A 19,586-nucleotide genomic window follows, 5' to 3' on the forward strand; every position below is an offset into this window, starting at 1 on the left:
ACCCGGGCGTCCATGTTGGACTAGTTGGCCACACCTCGCGTGAGCCTCATCGTCCAGAAGTTCGGCGGCACGTCCGTCGGGTCCATCGAGCGCATCCAGCGGGCGGCCGCCCGGGCGCTCGCCACACAGCAGGCCGGCCATGACGTCGTGGTCATCGTGAGCGCGATGGCCGGCGAGACGAACCGGCTGCTCAAGCTGGCGTCGGACATCGCGCCTGTCCCCGACGCGCGGGAGATGGACGCGCTCGCGGCGACCGGCGAGCAGGTCTCTGCGGCGCTGATGGCGATCGCCATCCAGGCGCAGGGCGGCAAGGCGCGGAGCTTCCTCGGCCACCAGCTGAAGATCCTGACGGACAGCGCGTACACGAAGGCGCGGATCAAGGCGATCGACGCCCAGCGGCTGCACGAGGCGCTGGCGGGGGGGAAGATCGCGGTGGTCGCCGGCTTCCAGGGCGTGGACGACGCGGGCAACATCACGACGCTCGGGCGCGGCGGCAGCGACACGAGCGCGGTGGCGATCGCGGCGGCGGTGGGCGCCGAGTGCGAGATCTACACGGACGTCGACGGCGTTTACACGACGGACCCGAACATCTGCAAGACGGCGCGGAAGATCGAGCGGATCAGCTACGAAGAGATGCTGGAGCTCGCCTCGCTGGGCGCGAAGGTCCTTCAGATACGGAGCGTGGAGGTTGCGATGAAGTATGGTGTCCCGGTGCACGTGCGGTCGTCGTTCTCGGACGTGCCGGGCACGTGGGTCGTCGGCGAGGAGCAGTCGCTCGAGAGCGTGACGGTGACGGGCGTGGCCCTCGACCGCAACGAGGCGCGGGTGATGCTGGTCGGCGTCGACGACAAGCCGGGCGTCGTGGCGCAGATCTTCGGCGCGCTGGCCGAGGAGAACATCAGCGTCGACATGATCATCCAGAACGCGCCGAGCTACGGGCTGGAGGCGCGCGGCGCGGCCGGCGAGGTGAAGGCCGACGTGACCTTCACCGTCGGCAAGGCCGATCTTCCGCGGGCCAAGCAGGTGATGGAGAAGATCGCCGGCGGCGTGGGCGCGGTGGGCATCCGCTACGAGGAGGACATCGTGAAGGTGTCGATCGTCGGCCTCGGGATGCGCACGCACGCCGGCGTGGCGGCGCGGATGTTCCAGCTGCTCGCGGCCGAGGGGATCAACATCCAGGCGATCTCCACGAGCGAGATCAAGATCTCGTGCCTCGTCTCGACGAAGTACGCTGAGCTCGCCGTCCGCGCGCTGCACGACGGCTTCGGGCTCGGCAACAAAGCGTAACGAAACCTGTGCTACGGTCGTAATGCGCTCGCTGTGAGCGGCTCACCGACATGGTCGGTGCGGCTGCTCGCAGCGCGCTGCGTTATGGCGTCGCGATCGCTCCGCGAGGGGCGCACGGCGTTGTTTTTCTCGTCGTGGAGGTTCGCATGCGTAGCAGGGATGTCGGGCTGCTGGGGCTAGGCGCGCTCTGCGCAGTGGCGCTGCTCGTGGGCGCCGGCGGGTGTCAGCCGGAGGGGAACAGCAGCCTGTCGACGGGTCCGGGGGGGCCGGGAGGGACGACCGGCGCGGGCGGCAGCGGGGCAGGGGCGAGCGCGGGCGGCGACCAGGGCGAGGCGGGGGCGGCCACGACGGGGAGCGCCGGTGGGGGCGGGGGAGGGACGGAGGATCCGCCGGCGCGGGTGGTGACGATCGAGGAGATCACCACCGAGGTCGTGCCGAGGGACACCGTAGTCGAGCTGAAGGGCGTCGTGGCGATGAGCCGGAAGTTCTTCCTCGACGATACGAATTCCGGAGATTGTCTCTGGGGGGTGTTTCTCTCCAGCCCGGGTCTCGAAGAGACTGCGGCCAACTCGGGCATCCTGGCGGTCTCCCGCAGCAAAGCAACGACCGACGGGAACGGCGAGCCCGTCTGCCCGAGCCTCGAGAGCGCATCGGCGGGCGATCCTTTCCCTGACGACGTCGCGCCGGGCGATGTGCTCGATGTCGTTGGAGAGACGACTTACTTCAGCTCTTCGTCCTGCCGAGACGCCTGTGGCGATCTGACGTGCGATTCCGCCAGCGAACCGCCGGAGAATGCGAGCAACTGTAGACAGGATTGCGGCACGAGCCCCGAGCTCATCCCCCAGAGCGCGATCGGGCAGTTCCAGATCGAGTGGATCAAGAGCGCCATGCGAACCGGTCGTGTTGATGTCCCGGAGCCCCACGTCCTCACAGCCGACGAAGTGGTGAAGCTCAGCTCACCCACGGAGACACCTTTTTATCACAAGTGGGGAGGAGTGAAGGTCCGGCTGGAAGGATCGCTATCCCCGGTGCTGCGGACCAATACCATGGGCGAGGAGACCGTCGTTGGGTCCTATGGGAATATTCACGTTGAGAATGGGACCGAGGGCGGGCTCGTACAGGTGGGTAACAAGGTCTATTACATCGGCGGCGCGCAGAGCGCTTGCCACCAGGGACCGGTCTATTCGGACGTGAATGTCACATTCAATCGGGTCGACGGTTTTATCTACAAGAACTTCTGTATCTGGAGTTTGCAGCTGACGAACAAGTGCACTGATATCGATCCTCCGAGTGATGATTGTGTCGAGGACAACTTGGTGTGCCCCTGACTCGGGGTTCGCCCTTCTTGTGGAGAACTGGCGGATGTGAACCTCGAAATTGGGCGGAGAACAGCGCGCTCGAGTGAGTCTGTACCAGGTCCCCCACGGGCCGGGGAGGTTCAAGAACGGGCGCCAGTCGCGCGATCGAAGCCTATGTCGAGGATTCCCGTGAACCACAAAGAGGGAGAAACCCGAGCCCGATCTGACAGGGCTACGTTGCTTGTCGGCGAGAGGTTTGGTTGCGCTGCATGTGATCGCGTCAGTGTGCGCTTCGGTCGGCTGGAGGTATCGCCTCAGATGTTGCAAGTACTGTCAGGGGGCGAACTTGGCTACCAGGATGTCGAATCCACCGGCTGAGAAGAGCTTGCCGGCGCCGGTGTCGATTGCTCCTTGTACATTTGCGACCAGAACAATCTCCCCTTCGTCAGTGATTGCCAGAGCGCGCGAGCGCTGATCTGCCGCGTCGCCGAGGAGCTTGCTCCAACCGTGGGCGCCGTCTGGTCCGAACTTGGCCAGCAAGATGTCGGCTGCCCCGCCGGGCATCAAAACCTTACCTCCGAGACCAATGGCCCCTGTTGTTTCGGCGGTGATACCTATATTTCCTAGCGCGTCGGTTGTGACGGTGGGTGCATACGTGCGATTCTCGTTTCCGAGTGTTTGGAGCCACAGGGGGGAACCGTCTGTGTCTAGCTTGAGTAGAAACGTGTCCTGCGTTCCGATGGACGAGTAGTGTCTGGTTCCGATTCGTATGGTTCCGGTGAATGTGCCTGCAACGATGATGCTGTCAGATCTGTCGGTTGCGATGCTGGTGCCGCACTGGCTAGCGCTGTCGCCGTAATTGCGTGCCCATATTTGAGTTCCCGCGGGGTCAAATTTGACAGCGAAGGCGTCTGCCCCACCATTGGATGAAATCAGGCCTCCGCCGAAGTTTTCGGACTCGTCAAAGCAACCTGTGATCAGGATGTTGTCGGACGTGTCTATGGTGACGCTGCCAGGCCGGCGGACGCCGACCTCGGTGTATGTGAATCCTTTGGACCATGCAACCGCTCGGTTTTGGTCATACTTCCGAAGCCAGAGTCTCTCTAACGGCAAGCTGCATGCCTGGTGGCAGTAGCTGCTTCCAAAGAGGATGACGCTATCTGATGAGTCGACGGCGACAGCGGCGACGTCTGTACCCTGTTCTCCGTCCTCGTGCATGGCGCTCCAGAGTGGTGCTCCGTTCGCGTCGAACTCGGCTATGAAGACGGCTTCGTCGTACTCTTCGGTCGCGTTATGTGTTGTGTCTCCCAATGTGAAAGATTCCTTGAATCTGCCTGCCAGGATGATGTTCCCCTTGCTGGTTGTTGCTAGTGCTTGTGCGCTGGTGAGGCTGTCCGCAAAGCTCTTGCTCCAAATGTGGTTTCCATCTGAGTCGAACTTGGCCAGGTAGACCGTTGGGGAGCTTGCCTCCAGGGGTGCAGTTTGAACGAAGCTCAACTTTCCGGAGAATGTGCCTGCCAGGATGATGTTTCCATCCTTGTCGATGGTCACGCCGGTCACGCTTTGGTTGCTGATATCACCGAAGATTTTTGTCCACAGAACGCAATCGCTCCCATCGCAGTCTTCGTCCCGCGTGTCGGCGCAAGTCTCCGGAACAGGCATGACCTGCCCTCGGCATTCCCCATCGGTCTTGCCTTCATCGCTGCACGTTGTCTTCCCGTCCTTGCAAATGCCGACTCCTCTCGTCTCGGACGGTCCCTCGTAGCAGCTTACAGCTTCGCCTGGTTCGCAGGTTGCAAGCTCGCCTCCGGTTCCGGTCCCCCCGGACTCCGACGACGGAGCATCCTCGAATTCGTTCAATCCCAGGAGCAGCCCGCACCCCGCTCCGGTCCCTGCAGACGCAACGAGGAGAAGGCGGGAACAGCACCGAAGCCATCGATCTCGCATGACCAACACCCCTGTAAAACGACGTGGATCTGGGCCATGGCACGCCGTGATCCCTTCAGCGCCATGCCGGCCCCCCTCACGGCGCCAGCATCAGCACCTTCACCTGGCTCGGGACGACGCGCATCCCGGGGCAGTTCGTGCTGTTCTGGAGCGACATGCTCGTCAGCCGGCTCGCGGGCATCCCGCGGATCAGCACCGAGAACGCCCCGGTCAGGTGCCGGCTCGGCCCCATCACCGTGCCCGACGCCACCCCCATCGCGATCCCGGCGTTGTCCCCGTTCGTCAGCGGGATCGTCGTCGCCAGGTTGTGCGCCGGCGCGGCCATGAACAGCACGTTGTAGACCGCCGGCACCCCCATCGGCCCGGCGGCGATGTTCGGGTAAGGCACGGGCACAGGCGCGGGCGTGGGCGTCAAGCACACGTCCGGCAGCCCCAGATCGACGCCCATCATCTGTGAATTCGCAAACATCGCTTCTCAACCCCCGTTCTGCTCAGCCGAGGTGGATCTGCGCGCCGTCGAGCTTGACCAGCTCCTCGGCCGTGACGAGCGTGTTCTCGCCGCGCAGGCTCATGTTCTTCTTCGCCACGTAGTCGACGCGCTCCGCCCGGAGCTGCTCGAACTCCTCGACGAAGCGATACACCCGCTTCAGCCGCTGGGTCACCCGCTCCACCGACGCGTCGAACGCCGCCGCCTTCACCTTCGCCTTCTCGATCTCGGCCTGCACGGCCGTCCCGAGGTACGACAGGCTCTCGACGAGGACGCTGCCGAGGCGCGCGTTGACCTTCAGCTCGCCGGCCACCACCCCCACCGCCTTGCCGGACGCGAGCGTCACGCCTTCGGCGGCGCCGACCACGAACCGCCCTCGGGGCAGCTTCACGTGCAGGTCCCCCTCGAGCACCACGCTGACGTCGCTGCTCTCCCGCTCCAGCACGGCCAGGATGTAGGCGCGGCGCTCCGGCAGCACCGAGACAAGCACCTCGTCCCCGGCCATGGGCTCGACCATGCAGCTCACCGCGCGGCGCGCCTCGATCTCGGCGGCGCCAGCGGCCACCACGAACGCCGTGCCCGCGGCGCGCACCACGCGCCCCACCGCCTGGTAGGCGGCCTCCGGCTCGACCGTCTCGATCCTCTCGAGCTTCCTCGCAACGTTGCTTCGCATCACGCCTCCCGCGCCGGCTCAGCCGGCCTTGCCTCGACGCTCGTCCTGCCAGGTCTCCGCCTCGGCGAGCGGCTCGTCGTCGCCCAGCGCGAGCGCGCGGCCGGTGAACACGGCCCCCTCGTCCCGCGTCCGGTGAAAGCGCGCCCGGAAGAGCGTGGCCCCCGTGAAATCCGCCCCCCGCACGTCGGCATGGGAGAAGTCGGCGTACGTGAGCTCCGCGCCCGGGAACCGGGCGCGCTCGCAGCGCGCGCGGTGCCAGATGCTCTGCTCGAGGCCGGCCCTCGATAGATCGGCGCCTCCGAGCTCGGCGTCGACGAAGATCGCCTGCTTGAGCGACGCGCCGCGGAGGCTCGCGCCGCGCAGATCGGCCTCGACGAAGATCGCGTTCTCCGCTCTGGCGTCGTCGAGCCGGGCCCCGGTGAGCTTCGCGCCCTTGAAGCCGCACTGCGCGAGGATCGCGCCGGTCAGGTTCGCCCCGGTGAGATCCGCCTCGGTGAACTGGCAGAGGGTGAGGTCGAGCCCCGCGAGGTCCATGCCCGCGAACCGGCCGCCGATGAAGACCGCGCTCCGGCAGCGCGCCCCGGCCAGCGCGACCGTCGTCATGTCCGCCCTGACGAGGTGCGTGAACTCCAGCCGAGCGCCCGAGAGATCCACGTGCGCCACGTCCGCGTCGACGAGCACCGTGCGATCCAGGCTCGCGCGCGCGAGCCTCGCGCCGTGGAAGCGCGACTGCGCGAACGCCGCGATGATCAGATCCGCCTCGGAGAGGTCGGCCGACGACAGATCGGACGCGGCGACCTGCGCGGCCGCCCAGCGGGTCCGGACCAGCGTGGCCCGCGCGAGCACGCACCGGTGCATCGCCACGTGGTGCAGGTCGGCGCCTGTCAGATCCGCCTCGCTGAGATCGCACGCGGTGAGGATCGACTCCTTGAACGAGGCCCCGGCGAGGCGCGCTCCCCTGAAGCTCACCTGCTCGAAGAGCCCGCCCGAGAGGTCGGCGCCGCTCAGGTCCTCGCCGTCGAGGCGGGCGCCCGCGATCGTCTCGCCGCCCTGGATCGCCGCGATGAGCTCAGCCCTGTCCACGCTGCCTCCGCGGCACGAACCGCACCTCCCGGACGTTCGCCTCCTCGAAGCGCGTCCGGTCGTCGCCGAGCACCTTCGCGAGATCGGCCCGGAAGAGGTTGGCCCCGGTGAAATCGGCTCCCGCGAGCCTCGCCTTCTGGAGGACGCCCAGCATCAGATCGGCGTTCGTCAGATCGGCGTCCGACAGCTCGGCGCGGATGAACCGCGCCTCGCGCGCCGCGATCCACGCCATCCTCGCGCCGCGCAGGTCGCACTCGCTGAGATCGCTGCCGTTCATCCGCGCTTCGGTGAAATCGGCGCCGGGGAGGCTCGTCCCCCGGAGGTTCGCGCCGGTCAGCGTGGCGCCGTGAAAGTCGGCGCCGTCGAAGGCGCACTCCTTGACCATGCGCAGGTTGTCGGCGACGGCGCCCCGGAACACGGCGCCGCGGCCCTCCGACGAGAAGAAGGCCGTCGAGATCAGCCGGGCGCCCGAGAGATCGACGCCGCCGAGCTTGCACTCGATGAACGTGGACCGCGAGAGATCCGCGCCCGCGAGCTTCGACCCCGCGAGATCGACCCGGAGCAGCGTGAGCAGCTGCGCCAGCGCGTCGGAGAAGTCGTTGTCGCGCAGCGTGGCCTCGGAGAGGTCGGCGAGGGTGAGCTCCGCGCCGCGAAACGAGGCCCCCGTGAGATCCGCCCGGTAGAGCACGGCGCCGGAGAGGTCCGCGCCGGAGAGATCGGCGCCCCGGAGCGTCGCCAGCCCCAGGTTCGCGTCCTCGAGCCTCGCGCCGCGGAGCGCGGCCCGGCAGAGGTCGGCGTGCGCGAGGACCGCCCGCTCCAGATCGGCGCCCTCCAGGTCGGCGCCCGCGAGGCTCGCGCCCTCGAGCAGCGCGCCGGTGAGGATCGCGCCGCGAAGGTCGAGGCCGGAGAGGTCGGCGCCGGTCAGATCGCGGCCGGCGAGCGAGCGCCCCGCGCGGTGCGCCTCGACCACCTCGTCGCGGACGCGGCGCGCGGCCTCGCCCGCGAGCCGGCCGGCCGCGGGGCCGAGGTGCGCGGTCTGCCGGTACCCCTCCAGCACCTGCGCTTCCATCTCGGCGAGCTTCCGATCGAGGTCGGGGTCGGCGAGCGTCTCCTCGAGCGCGGCGTTCGGGTAGCCGGCGTTCGCGAGCAGCGTCGCGAGATCCTCCAGCCGCTCGCGCTCGGCCTTCGCCGAGAACTTCGGCGGGCCGGCGGCCTGCTTCATCGCGTCTGCCTGCAGCGCGTCGTAGTCCATCCCGGCCGCGGCGTAGGCCGCGCGCGCCTCGGCTTCAGCGCTCGCCCGGCGGCTCTCCGCCTCGGCCCGCTCCCGCTCCGCGCGGGCCTCCAGCGCCTCGACGAACGGCCCCAGGTCCTCGATGTCGGGGATGGCCTCCTCGACGGGCGGCTCCTCGGGCTGGTCCAGGCCGAATTGCGCCGGGTCGAGCCCGAGCTCCACGACGGTGGCGCGCGCCGCTCGGCGGTTCGCCTCCGCCCGGCGCCGCGCGCCGTCCCGGAGGTTCTTCCGGAGGAGATCGTCGCTCTCCAGCAGCCGCTCGACGTCGGACCTGTCGCGCGGCGGCCGCGCGCCCGAGGGCAGCGGCGGCAGGAGATCGCCGTCGCGCAGCGCGGCGAGGTGCCCCGCCTCGGGGTCGAGCCGCTGCCGCAGCACCTCGCGGTAGTGCTCCACCGTCCTGGGCTCGCCGAGCGCCTCCGCGCCGATCACGATCTGCAGCACGTCGGCCGCGTCGTCCTCGTCGATGAGCGCGAGCCCGCGGAACAGGAGCACCCCGCGCTCGGCGTGCGGGAAGAGGTGCACGGTCTCGAGGTGCGTCGCGATCTCGCTGAACGTCTCCGCTTCTCCGCTCTTGCGGTTGATGAACGCCCGCGCCGCGATCCCCGGCAGCGCCGCCTCGAGCACCGGCCTCTCCGGGTGCATGTTCTCCAGCACCATCGGCTCGTCCCCCCGGAAGAACCCCTGGATCTGCTGGTCCTCCGGCGCGGCGTTGAACACGCCGAGATCGGTGTCCTCGGCGAAGCCGGGGAACCGCTCCTTGAGCCACTTCTGGTCGTACGTGCCGATCTTGGCGAAGCGCTGCGGCCACGTGAGATCGATCGGGCCGAAGCCTGCGGGCGCGGGGCGATCGCTCGGCGAGGTGATCAGATGCCTCGGCAGCTCGATGTTCGGGAGCGGGTGGATCTCTCCCGCCTCGGTCTCGATCCGCTGGAGACCCTTGCCCACGGGGTTGGGCGCGAACCCCGGGCCGCCGAAGGCGCGCTCCCAGACGATCGGCATCTCGGTGAACGGCTCCGGCTCGGTGGGCACGCCGCGCCGAAAGGTCCGGTCGCCGATGACGTAGAGCGCCTTGTCCACCGCGCCGAGCCGCGCCCTCACCGCGCAGGCCTGCGCTGGACGCTCTCGCGGGTAAGCCCGCCCGGAGATCAAGAGCTCTCCTCTCGGCTTGGGCATGCCCATGTCGAGCACGGCGTCCCTGCCGAGCTCGGCCGCGGCGAACTTCCAGAGATCGATCTCGGACAAAAGGGCCGATTCGGGGCCGAACGAGAAGAAGGCCAGGATGGTGACCGACAGATAGCAGTCGCTTCCATCCTCGAAGACCCTGTGGAGGAGGCCGAGCTTCTGGGGCTTGATCGTCTTCATGGGGAGAGAGGCGCGCCGCGGGACGGCATGCCCACGGCCCCGCGCCGAGGGGTGCGAGGCCGTGAAGCCGGGTCGCCGCGTGCTGCGCCGCGGCGGCACTGTCTCCGAGCCGTTCGCGTCCGTCAATGCAGCGGCCGGAATCCCGCCGCACATGTCCGGCGCGCGCCGCTACGCCTGCGCCATCGCGGCGGCGAAGCGCAAGAGCCCCTCGCCCCAGCCGCCGAGGATGTACGTGCGATCGTAGAACTCGGGCACCAGCGTGTCCTGGTAGCCGGCGACCTGCACCAGGAACACGCGCACGTCGCGGTGCACGGCCGCGCGGTACGCCGCGACGAGCTTGGCCACGTCGATGTAGTGCCCGTTCCAGGCGAAGCCCGCGTAGTCCTTCGGGCGCGACCCGTAGAGGCCGCCGTGGCCGGCCTGCATGTCGCTCAGCACGAACACCGCGTCCCAGCGCTGCCGCTCGCGGATCGCGCGATCCCAGAACAGCCACACGCCGTTCTCGGTCGCCATCCCGATCGTGCGGGCGATCTGCTCCGCGCGGTCGAGCTGCGAGAACACGCTCTCCTGCTTGCGCACCGCGAAGCTCTCGAGCCGGTCGCCGAACACGCCGAGGTGGCCGTCGTCGGCGCGCATCCCGGCCACGACCCCCGTGAGGTTCGCGATCGTGGAGACGCGCATGGTCCCGAGGCTGCTCGTGGTGGTGCCCTGCGCGGAGCCGCTGTTGTCGCAGAGCACCATCACCCGGCCGGGGAAGCGCGGCACCTCGCCGAGCGCGCGGTGCAGGCACTGCTCCACGGCGTCGAGCACGGCGCCCGGCGCGCAGCCCTTCACCGCCTGGTAGGCGCTGTAGTACCGGAAGGGCAGCTGCTTGCCCTCCGCGGCCGTCGCCACGAGCTTCGGCAGGAACGCCTCGGCCGGCACGCCCGCCTCGATGAGGTTGCGCAGGTTGCGCAGGAGGGCCATGTGGCCCATGGCCGGCAGCGCCTTGCGCCACGCGCACCGGTTCGAGCCGCGGGCCGAGACGATCGCCTCCCAGGTGCGGCCGGTCGCGCGGAGCGCGCCCTTCGCGAGGCGGTCGACGCTCGGGCTCTTCGGGTGCACGAGGTTCACGACGTCCACGGTCTTGCTCCCCTTGCCCTCGAGCCGGTACTTCGCGAGGGCGTGATCGTCGAAGCGCTGGAGGGCGTCGCGCAGCGCGCGCTTCAGCGCGTTCGGCACCGGCTTGCCGAAGCGGTAGAGCTGGTACGCGAAGGCGACCGCCGGCTCGTCCGCGCGCTTCAGGATGCGCGGCGCGAAGCGGCGCACGAGGCCGGTCCCGCGCACCGCGGCGGCGTTCGCCGCCCGCACCAGGATGACCTGCGGCGTCGTGCGGAGGTGCTCCTCCTCGCGCAGCCGCGCCGCCTCGGCGAGCGTCGCCTCCGGGTCGGCCGCGAGCGCCTCGTCGATGGCCTTCTCGATCAGCGCCGCGGGCGAGAGCGCGCGCCACTCGGCCGGATCCACGGCGCCGAGCGTCTCGCGCAGGCGCTTCACGTCCGCGTCGGAGAGGCGCGCGCGGTCGGCGGCCCTCTTCTTGGTCTTCGCCGGGCGCGGGTCCGCCGGATCGCGGTGGTAGTACATGGGCTCGCCGAAGAAGCACGAGGAGGCCGCGAGGCGGAGGCGCTTCAGCGGATCGGCGATGTCGTAGGAGCGCCCGCCCATCCAGTTCAGGTGCGAGACGCCGTCGCGCTGAGCCTTGCGCTTGAGATGCTGAAAGAACGCCATGGGGACACCTCCTTCCTCGACGCACGCGCGGCGAGGGGTCGAGAGAGCGGGCGCAGCGCGGAGAAGGGTGGTCACGGGGTTGTCGTGTCAAAACGAAGGAACCGTGACGCTCACTGCCGCGCTGCGCCCTTGTGCCAGAGGCGGGATTCGAACCCGCGACCTCGTCCTTAGGAGGGAAGTAACCCCGGATCTCACTGCCGGCGCTCATCGCGCCGGAGAACACCGTCCGGAGTTGTTTTCGCGCTCTACCGCTGAGCTACTCTGGCGTGGACGCTGAGGGGTTATTGCAGGGAGGATGCCAGGCGACCTCGGGCGGGGTTTTCCGGGGGGAGCCGCGGGGAGCGAGCGCGGGGCTCGGGGGCGGCCTATCCTGGAGGATAAAACCGTAGACCTTGGGATAGATGGGGGAGCGCCGCGGCGGGACGCGGGGGCGCGCCGTGGCCGGCGGAGCTCGCGCCGCCCGGCCGGCGGTGAGCGATGGGGGCTGTGGGGCGGGCGCGCCGGGGCGCACGGCCGAGGACGGGGCCGGCGCGGCACCGGCCGGATGGCCGGAAGGGGGCCGGGGGGTGGCGACCGTGGCGGGCGCTCGTGACGAGCGCGCGCGGAGGTCGCGACCAATCGCTCCGCATGATTTCGACGGAACGGATAGGTCGCGACCAATCGCTCAGCGTAATTTTGAAGGAACGGACAGGTCGCGACCTGTCGCGCGGCATGATTTCAACGGAACGGACAGGTCGCGATGTGGGCGGGGCCCACGAAACGAGGGGGCGGATTGGTTGCGGCCTCCGCAGGGGCTCCGAGACGAGGGGGTGAGGTCGTGGTCGTCGTGGTCGAGCCTGCGGGGTGCGCCGCCGAGCCGCGTTGCGCGCTGCCGCTTCGTGTACAGTTCACGCAACGCGCCCGAGCGCGCCGTCGACCCAGGACAGGATGAGCACCGCGACCGTCGAGTTTGCCGGCATCGAGCTCCTCAGCCCGTGCCCCCACTGCAGCGCGCCGATGGCGGTCAACACGCTGGCCGACCGGTGCCGCTGCTCGAGCTGCCTCATGGAGTCGGCGCTGCCGCCGTCGGCCTGGGACGAGGCGCTGCGCGGCGTCGAGAAGGACGTGGTGCAGTTCGCGCCCGGGTACCTGCGGCACGGCCCGGAGTGGGGCGAGGGGGGGCCGCCGCCGGGGCCGCACGTCGAGTGGCTTCGCGGCCACGACGCGCCGCCGTGCCCGCGCTGCAAGCGGCCGATGCGCCTCGCGCCGCAGGGGGGCTGCGTCTGCGCCGCGTGCGGCGCGGGGCGCGCGATCCTGCCGAAGCCGCCGTGGCTGCCGCCGGACAGCCCGGTGCTCGGGTTCGTGAGCGACGAGCCGGCCATGGCCGAGGAGCGGCCGCGGGAGCCCGTGCACGTCGCCTGCACCCAGTGCGGCGGGCCGCTCGTGGCGGACGGGTCGAGCCGGATCGTGCCGTGCGGCTACTGCGGGGCGCGGGTGGCGTTGCCGGACGCGGTGTGGGCTGCGCTGCATCCGCCACGCGTCAAGAGGCGGTGGTGGCTCGTCGTGTACGTGGCGGCCGATCCGCGGCGGGCGCCGGCTCGCATCGGGAGATTTACTAGGTGGGCGAGAGCAATGTTCGCTATCACCATATGGCCTCTGCTCTTGATTTTTCATGATATGAAAGAGTTGGTGTCTAGCACAGCAGAGACGGGTAAGATCCAAGAGGACATTCTCCTCGTCCTTGTTCCCGGCACATTCGCCGTATTGCTCTGGCTGAGAGGACGCTGGCGCTACGCGCGTGTCTGCCGGCCTGAGCATGAAGCGGTCGGTCGTATATGCGGTTCATGGCGTCCGTTGTCGTTTACGCCAGTGCTGATTACGCCGCCGCGTCAGCCGGACATCGTGTTGGGGAGAGGTTCTCTATGGAACCTTAGCGAGCAGGAGTTCGCTCGGCTCGGCGGTGATGGTGGCAGGGTACGAGCATGGGTGACCCGAGGATCATATAGACAAAGCCATGTCGAGCCAGTGCCCTCGGTTATGGAAGGGTAGAAGTATAGCGTCCTTTGGCGGGCGCAGGCTCGCATCGCTGCATTGATGGCGAGCATCAATGTGGCGAACAGCGCCAAGCGAAGGCGGTTCTACGCGATCGAGAAAATTCCTGCTATAGCTATCTTGAGCGCATTCATGTCTGTGACAGTGTCAATCTTCTTCAGGTTGAATGAGTTGTTCTGAAGTTTTGCTCCGGCCATGTCGATCTTTGCGCCGGTTACATCCAGTTTGAATACGCCGACGTTGACGCTGGTGACGAAAGCCTTTTGTTCGAATTTTACGAACTTGGTGTCCGTCGTTAGAAATGCTGCTTTATGAGCGGTCGTGTCCGTCAATGCTGCGCATACCGTATCACAGAACCCCTTGACCTCCTTGTGGCTCCCCGCGTTGGTCACCTTGAACTCCGGCGCGTCGATCACGAAGCTCGGCGCCTTGATGGTGCCGCCCCCGCCGAGCGTCCACTTGAGCCCCTTCGCCTCCCAGTCGAGCGCGCCGACCCGCCACTCCACGGCCCCGCCCTCCAGCTTCATCGTCCCGAACTTGTCCTTGTGCAGCCCCTCGACCGTCGTCTCGAGGCTCTCGAAGTCCTCGTCCACGGCGCCGGCCTTCGTGTGCTTCCTGCCCGCCATCTCGGTGTCCTGGCTGGCGTAGCGCTCGACCACGTCCTTCGCGGTCGTCTCCTGCTTCCCGCCGACGGTCGTCTTCAGGGAGGTGTCGTAGTCCTCCTCGACCGCGCCCTCGACGTGGTCCCCCCGCTTGCCCCCGACGTGGACCTTCTGGTCGCCGCCCACGTCCACCGCCTGCTGCGCGCCGACCGTGACGACGTTGTCGCGGTGGGCGTGGAGCTCGAGCAGCTCCTCGCCCCTCTTGTCCTCCATCATGATCTGGTTGAACCCCTCGCCCCCGGGCGACGTCTTGCTCTTCCAGATCGAGCGCGTCTTCTCCGCCGGCAGCTTCAGCGGCGAGGCGCTCCATGCGTTGTGCAGGCGGCCGACGACGACGGGCTCGTCCGGGTCGCCGTCGAGGTACGCGATGATGACCTCCTCGTTCACGCGCGGCAGCATCACCATGCCGTAGTCGAGCCCCGCCCAGCCCTGCGAGACGCGGACGAAGCGGGTCGGGTTGCCCTCGTGCAGATCGCGGCGATCCCACCGGAACTCGACCTTGACGCGGCCGTGCTCGTCGACGTCGATCTCGTCCACGCCGGCCTTGTTGCCGACCACGAACGCGGTCTGCGTGCCGAAGATGCGCGGCTTGGGCCGGCGCGCAGGGCGCCACGGGTCGCCCGCGGGCACGCAGACGAGCGCGTGCCGCCGCACCGGGTGCCCGTCGGCCCCCTCCGTCACCGTGCAGCGCGACCGGATCACGAGCAGCTGGCCGTTGACGTCGGCGCGCGGGTGCTTCTCGACCGTGAAGCGGCCGCCGGCGCCGAGCGCGAAGCTCGTGTGGCACTCGAGGACGCGCCGCTCCGACCGAGCCTCTTCCAGAGCCCGCCGGGCGAGCGCCTCGCCGTGCTTCTCGGTGGCGGCGGTGAACCTGTTCGTCGAGAACTCGTACCGCTCGAGCGTCGCCTCGCGGACGAAGGCCCTCTGCGACGCCTCGGCCCGCTGCTCGAGGACGTACTCCGGCTTCTTGAAGTCGTAGTCGCGCACCGTGATCATCGACGTCTCGATCGACGAGGTGATCGCGATGAACGAGACCGTCGGGCCCGCCGCGCTCATGCCGGCGCCCGCCGGCGGCACGAACGGCACGCGGGGCGCGCCGCCGTCGGTGAAGGCCGTGTCCTCGGTGAGCACCCAGTCGCTGCTCCCGGACCCGTGATCGAAATACGAGATGAGGCCCTCTTCCGCGAGGGCGCGGAACATGAAGTCGAAGTCGGTCTCCCCGTACTGGACGCGGTACTCGCGCGCCGGCCGGTCCGGCGAGGCGATGCGCGATCGCGGCGCCGGGATCCGGCCGCCGTACGCCCCCGCCACGACCTTGCAGACGTCGTCCGCCGTGAGGCCCTGGAAGATGCGGTGATCCGCGCCCCGCGTGGCGAGCCACAGCGGAGGCACGACGGCGAGCTCGTAGCGCGACACGCCGGTGGGCTCCGCCGAGAGCTGCCGCACCCGCCGCACGATGCCGTGAACCCTCTTGAGGAGGGGCTCGCCGTCGAGCTCGACGACGATCTCCTCGCCTACCACGCTGGAGAGATCGACCTCCGGATCGGTGCTCACCACGTCGAGGGTCAGCTCGAAGAGCTCGTTGAGCGCGTCCCTGTAGTCGAGCTGGTGGACCTCGAAGCCGGTGACTCCGGAGCGGGGGAACGTCAGGCGCACGTCGATGGCCATGGTCGGGTCTCCTCGGGGGCGCGCCGCCGGGCGCGGCGGTCATTTCGGCTCGTTCGGGCTCTTCCCGGCGGGAGAAGAGCGGGACCGGTGCTGCCAGTAAAGCTCTTGCCAGCGCTGGTAGGCCGCCTGGTCGCGCGCCAGGCGATCGCGCCAGAAGCCGTCCACCGCGAGGCGCGCCTCGGGCTCCCGGAGCCCGTACTGCGCGAAGAGGGCCTCGGCGCTGGCGGGGGCGACGGCGAGGTCGGCGCAGAGGGCGGCGTACTGCTCGAGGGGCAGCGCCGGCCCCGGCGGTGCGCCCGCGGGCGCAGCCGGCGCGGCGCGCGCGCTGGACGAGAACGGCAACGCCGCGCCCGCGGGCGCTCCGGACGTCGGCTGCGTTCCGGTCAAGCTGGTGAAGTGGCGCATGCCCCTGGGCACCTCGGCCGCGGCTGCGCCGAGGCGCGCGGGCTCCGGCGGCGCAGGGAGGCCGAACGGCAGCACGGGCGCGGAGGACGCGGCGTCGGAGGTGGGCTGCGTCGACCGGAGATCGGTGAACTTGCGCATGCCCGGCGGGACCAGCGACGCCGGGTCGGCCGGCGCCGGCGGGGCGCGGGGCGGCTCGGCGGCGGTCGGCGCTGCGCGCAGGAAGCTGGGCACCGCCGGCGCGCGGCGCGGGGCAGGGTCGCCGGTCGGTCTGGGCGCGGGGGGCTCGCTCGGCCCGGCCGGCGGAGACGTCTCCGGGCGAGCCGCGCCGGCTCCCTCCACGCGTGCGCCCGGCGGCTCCGGGGGCAGCGCGAGAGATCGGGGGCGAGACGCGTTGGGCGATGGGATCATCAGCAGGCGCTTGAGCTGTTTCGTTATCATCGCTGTCCCGCCGCTCCGATGCGCTCCAGGCCGGCTCGCCGTCGTGGATGTCCACGACAGGTACCACGGTGCCGGCGTCGTCGCGGACCACGAAATCCCCTCCCGCCCCTCGCGCGGCTCAGGTAGAGAGCTCTGGCTGGGCCCGCCCGTTGCGCCGTGGAGCTGCCCCCCATGTCCGATTCCTACATCTACCAGCGCGATATCGAGGCATACGGCCGCTTCACCGCGTCGCAGATCCGGAAGCTCATCGTGCCGGTCGATGCGGGCTTCCAGCAGGCCCTGCGCGCCGTCGCGGCGCGGCTCGACGCCGCGACCGAGGCCTCGCGCAAGGCGATGGTGGAGGCGACGGCGGCCGCGGCGGCGGCCCCGGCGTCCAGCGCCGCGAGGAGACGCGAGGCCGCCGCGGTCGCGAGGGGGCGCGACCTGCTGCGCCGCATCGTCGAGCGCGCCGCGTCTCGGCCAGGCGGGGTCGCGCTCGCCCGCGACCTCCTCCAGGGCCAGAGCCTCGCCACGGCGCTCCGCGCCCGCCCCGCGAAGCTCGCCGAGGCGCTGGCGCACGCGGCGGAGGTGCTCGAGCAGCGCAAGCGTCCGCTGCCCGAGCGCGAGGCGTGGGTGGCCGAGCTGGAGCGCGCCCGGGAGGCCCTCGATCCGTTCCTCCGGAGCGTGCGCAAGGCCCGGCTCGCCCGCCGCACGATGACCCCCGAGGCGAAGGCCGCGCGCGCCGAGTGGCTCACCGTCTACGGTGCGGCGAAGCTCCTCGTGAAGTGCGTGCTCCGGCTCCACGGCAAGGTGTCCCTGATGCCGCAGGTCTTCGACGATCTCGCCGGCGCAGGCCGCGCCCCCGGCGAGCCGGTGAGCCCGGCGCAGCGTCCGGCCACCCGCGCCGCGTGAAGCCTCCTGTCCTCTCCAGGGTCTGACCGCATCCGCCCCGCAGGCCGCGACGTCGCGGGGCCGAGGCGAGCGCGCTCGCCGCCCGGCGCGGGGAGCGACGATGTCGAGCCGCCAGGAAGACGGGCCTACCGCGCCGCGAGGTGCGTCCGGAAGAACCGCACCAGGTGCCCGTACTGGAGCACCTGGTTGTCCCGCTTCTGCACGCCGTGCCCCTCGTCGGCGAACAGGATGAGCTCCGACGGGATCTTCTTCGCCTCCAGCGCCTGCTGGATCTGCACCGACTCGCCCGCAGGCACGCGCGGATCGGTCACCCCCTGCATGATCAGCAGAGGCGCCTTCACCCGATCGAGGTGCGTGATCGGCGACAGCTTGAGGAGCGCCTCCCGGTCCTTCTCGGGATCTCCGTACTCGGAGATCCGGAGGATGCGCCGGTAAGGCGCGGTGTTCTGGAGGAACGTCACCAGGTTGCTCATGCCGACGACGGCCGCGCCCGCGTCGTAAGCGCCGGCGAACATCGTCATTCCGATCAGCGCGGCATAGCCGCCGTAGCTGCCGCCGAAGACGCCGACCCTCGGCGGCCGGCCCTCGTGACCGAAGCTCGCCCTGACGAACTTCGCGGCGTCCTCGATGTCCGTGATCACGTCGAGCCGCTTCGCGCCGTCGTCCGCGTGCAGCCAGGTCTTGCCGTAACCGTCGCTCCCCCGGACGTTCGGCTCCACGAACACGAACCCCGCGTCCACGAAGATCTGCGCCCGCGCGTTGAACCCCGCCCTGGTCTGGCTCTCCGGGCCGCCATGGAAATGGACGATGACCGGACACGGCCGCTCGCACTGGGCAGGGCGCCGTACGAACATCGGGATCTGCGCCCCGTCGCGCGCCGGATAGGACTCCAGCGTGACCGCCGCGAACGCGTCCGGCGGCATCTCCGGCATGCTCGGGGTGTGCCACTGCGTCAGCTTGCCGGTCGTCCAGTCGAGGACGTAGCTCGCCGCCGGCGCCCTCGAGGTCTCCAGGAGCAGCGTCGTGAACCGGCCGTCCGGCGTCGTCGCGACCGGCACCACGTGATCCGCCGCCGGCAGCGCGGGCAGCTTGACCTCGCGGTACGACCTCGCGTCGAGCGCGCGGAGCCGCGTGTAGCCCCGCTCGTTCACCGTGTAGAGCACCCGCTTCCGCGCCCGATCGATGGAGAAGGCGCTGACGTCGAACGGGATCTCCGGCGTGATCGGCGTGAGCTTCCCCGCCTTCCAGCTGCAGAGCCGGCGGTGCTCCCCGAGGCGCGGCGTGAGGACGAGGACCTCGCCGGGCGCCGCGCCGTACATGGCCCTGTAGTCCTCGCGCTCGCCCTGCCCGAAGAGGGGAGTCAGCGTCCCGGCCGCCGGATCGGCCTTTGCGGCGCCCGGCGCCCACTCGTAGAGCTCGCTCATGTTGGAGCCGACGTCCTTGGCGAGCAGCAGGCGGCCCCCCGCCGCGGCGTCCACGGCGCGCCAGATGCCCTCGCGATCGAACACGAGCTCGCGCCGCTTCGACGCGATGTCATACCGGTAGATGGCATACGCGTCCTTCTTGATGTCGTTGGCCCGGTGATAGACGGTTCGCCCGTCGTCGGAGACGAGCTGCAGCTGCGTCTGCACGCCGGGCTTGTGCTGGATGGCGAGGAGCGGCCCGCCCTTCGCGTCCTGGAGATAGAGCCCGGGGTTCTCCTCGCCCTTGCGATCGCGCGAGAGGACGAGGTGCGCGCCGTCCGGCGTGACGTCCACCACCACCGTCGGATCCTCGCCGCCCGTCAGCTGCAGCGGGAAGCGCTGCGGCCCATCGAGCCGGAAGACCTGCCTCGTCCCCGTGATCGTCCAGGTGAAGTAGAGCGCCTTGCCGTCCGGCCCGAGGACGCCGCCCCCGGGCGCGCGCACGTCGAGCAGCGCCTGGATCCGGCGCGACACGTCGTCCGGGAGCGGAGGCGGGGCGTAACGTGCCAGGATCTCAGGCGAGACGCTCGCCGCGCCGTGGCCCTCGTACCCCGGCCGCTCGGGCGCAGGCCGCGGCGCCTCGGCGGGGGCCGACGGCGAAGGCGGCGCGGGCGCGGCCGGCCGGGGCGCGGCCGGCCGGGGCGCGGCCGGCGCAGGCGCCGTCGGGGCGGGCGCGCACGCCGCCGAGAGGGCCAACAAGCCGAGCAAGGAGCGCAGCGCGCCGTCGTGGCGCGGGCGCCGCGTCGAACGGGACGACATGCCGCGCATTTCGCCGGAGCGGCGGCGCCCCGGCAAGGTCAAAGGCCGCGGCGCGACCGGCCCGGATCGCCGGAGCG

General features: G+C 70.0%; 13 protein-coding genes and 1 tRNA gene. 3 read left to right on the plus strand and 11 right to left on the minus strand.

All coding sequences use genetic code 11. The annotated features are described in order from the left end of the window. Window positions 1-39: 39 nt before the first annotated feature. A complete protein-coding gene (locus WMF26_RS15095; RefSeq protein ID WP_437561932.1) occupies window positions 40-1,287 on the plus strand; it encodes an aspartate kinase in 1,248 nt (415 codons plus the stop codon). 146 nt (window positions 1,288-1,433) lie between these two features. Then, window positions 1,434-2,615 carry a hypothetical protein gene (locus tag WMF26_RS15100; protein WP_438000895.1) on the plus strand — a complete coding sequence of 394 codons (1,182 nt, stop codon included), beginning with the start codon at window positions 1,434-1,436 and terminating at the stop codon, window positions 2,613-2,615. A gap of 303 nt (window positions 2,616-2,918) precedes the next feature. Here the strand turns inward: WMF26_RS15100 and WMF26_RS15105 are convergent, their stop codons facing one another. The 10 genes from WMF26_RS15105 to WMF26_RS15150 form a co-directional block, all read right to left on the minus strand. Further along, window positions 2,919-4,136: a hypothetical protein gene (locus WMF26_RS15105; RefSeq protein ID WP_438000896.1), complete on the minus strand. Its 1,218-nt coding sequence runs from the start codon at window positions 4,134-4,136 to the stop codon at window positions 2,919-2,921. Window positions 4,137-4,608: 472 nt separating this feature from the next. Beyond that, a complete protein-coding gene (locus WMF26_RS15110) occupies window positions 4,609-5,001 on the minus strand; it encodes a DUF4150 domain-containing protein (protein ID WP_438000897.1) in 393 nt (130 codons plus the stop codon). Between the two features lie 22 nt (window positions 5,002-5,023). Beyond that, a complete protein-coding gene (locus WMF26_RS15115; protein ID WP_438000898.1) occupies window positions 5,024-5,692 on the minus strand; it encodes a DUF3540 domain-containing protein in 669 nt (222 codons plus the stop codon). A gap of 18 nt (window positions 5,693-5,710) precedes the next feature. After that, window positions 5,711-6,775, minus strand: coding sequence for a pentapeptide repeat-containing protein (locus WMF26_RS15120; RefSeq protein ID WP_438000899.1), 1,065 nt, complete (start codon window positions 6,773-6,775; stop codon window positions 5,711-5,713). Beyond that, window positions 6,762-9,428 (minus strand): DUF2169 family type VI secretion system accessory protein, encoded by a 2,667-nt coding sequence (locus tag WMF26_RS15125; protein ID WP_438000900.1) that lies wholly within the window; start codon window positions 9,426-9,428, stop codon window positions 6,762-6,764. The genes WMF26_RS15120 and WMF26_RS15125 overlap by 14 nt, the downstream gene beginning before the upstream one ends. 168 nt (window positions 9,429-9,596) lie before the next feature. After that, window positions 9,597-11,192, minus strand: a complete 1,596-nt coding sequence (locus tag WMF26_RS15130) for a TROVE domain-containing protein (RefSeq protein WP_438000901.1) — start codon at window positions 11,190-11,192, stop codon at window positions 9,597-9,599. Window positions 11,193-11,324: 132 nt separating this feature from the next. Next, window positions 11,325-11,458, minus strand: a tRNA-Arg gene (locus WMF26_RS15135). A gap of 621 nt (window positions 11,459-12,079) precedes the next feature. Then, a complete protein-coding gene (locus WMF26_RS15140) occupies window positions 12,080-12,553 on the minus strand; it encodes a hypothetical protein (RefSeq protein ID WP_438000902.1) in 474 nt (157 codons plus the stop codon). A gap of 756 nt (window positions 12,554-13,309) precedes the next feature. After that, window positions 13,310-15,553 carry a type VI secretion system Vgr family protein gene (locus WMF26_RS15145; protein WP_438000903.1) on the minus strand — a complete coding sequence of 748 codons (2,244 nt, stop codon included), beginning with the start codon at window positions 15,551-15,553 and terminating at the stop codon, window positions 13,310-13,312. 39 nt (window positions 15,554-15,592) lie between these two features. Further along, window positions 15,593-16,189 carry a hypothetical protein gene (locus WMF26_RS15150; RefSeq protein WP_438000904.1) on the minus strand — a complete coding sequence of 199 codons (597 nt, stop codon included), beginning with the start codon at window positions 16,187-16,189 and terminating at the stop codon, window positions 15,593-15,595. A gap of 378 nt (window positions 16,190-16,567) precedes the next feature. Here WMF26_RS15150 and WMF26_RS15155 point away from each other — a divergent pair, with 378 nt between their 5' ends. Next, window positions 16,568-17,287 carry a hypothetical protein gene (locus WMF26_RS15155; protein WP_438000905.1) on the plus strand — a complete coding sequence of 240 codons (720 nt, stop codon included), beginning with the start codon at window positions 16,568-16,570 and terminating at the stop codon, window positions 17,285-17,287. Window positions 17,288-17,412: 125 nt separating this feature from the next. On the opposite strand, the gene WMF26_RS15160 is transcribed toward WMF26_RS15155, so the two are convergent. Then, window positions 17,413-19,509 carry a S9 family peptidase gene (locus tag WMF26_RS15160; RefSeq protein ID WP_438000906.1) on the minus strand — a complete coding sequence of 699 codons (2,097 nt, stop codon included), beginning with the start codon at window positions 19,507-19,509 and terminating at the stop codon, window positions 17,413-17,415. Window positions 19,510-19,586 lie beyond the last annotated feature (77 nt).

The sequence above is a fragment of the Sorangium sp. So ce185 genome, assembly GCF_051526825.1.
Lineage (GTDB): Bacteria > Myxococcota_A > Polyangia > Polyangiales > Polyangiaceae > Sorangium > Sorangium cellulosum_D.

What these genes read in the sequence shown, in the direction of transcription:
- WMF26_RS15100 (WP_438000895.1), top strand. Translation starts at nt 1,434, where the DNA reads ATGCGTAGCAGGGATGTCGGGCTGCTGGGGCTAGGCGCGCTCTGCGCA.
- WMF26_RS15110 (WP_438000897.1), bottom strand. Translation starts at nt 5,001, where the DNA reads ATGTTTGCGAATTCACAGATGATGGGCGTCGATCTGGGGCTGCCGGAC.
- WMF26_RS15115 (WP_438000898.1), bottom strand. Translation starts at nt 5,692, where the DNA reads ATGCGAAGCAACGTTGCGAGGAAGCTCGAGAGGATCGAGACGGTCGAG.
- WMF26_RS15125 (WP_438000900.1), bottom strand. Translation starts at nt 9,428, where the DNA reads ATGAAGACGATCAAGCCCCAGAAGCTCGGCCTCCTCCACAGGGTCTTC.
- WMF26_RS15130 (WP_438000901.1), bottom strand. Translation starts at nt 11,192, where the DNA reads ATGGCGTTCTTTCAGCATCTCAAGCGCAAGGCTCAGCGCGACGGCGTC.
- WMF26_RS15140 (WP_438000902.1), bottom strand. Translation starts at nt 12,553, where the DNA reads ATGGCCGGCTCGTCGCTCACGAACCCGAGCACCGGGCTGTCCGGCGGC.
- WMF26_RS15145 (WP_438000903.1), bottom strand. Translation starts at nt 15,553, where the DNA reads ATGGCCATCGACGTGCGCCTGACGTTCCCCCGCTCCGGAGTCACCGGC.
- WMF26_RS15155 (WP_438000905.1), top strand. Translation starts at nt 16,568, where the DNA reads ATGTCCGATTCCTACATCTACCAGCGCGATATCGAGGCATACGGCCGC.
- WMF26_RS15160 (WP_438000906.1), bottom strand. Translation starts at nt 19,509, where the DNA reads ATGTCGTCCCGTTCGACGCGGCGCCCGCGCCACGACGGCGCGCTGCGC.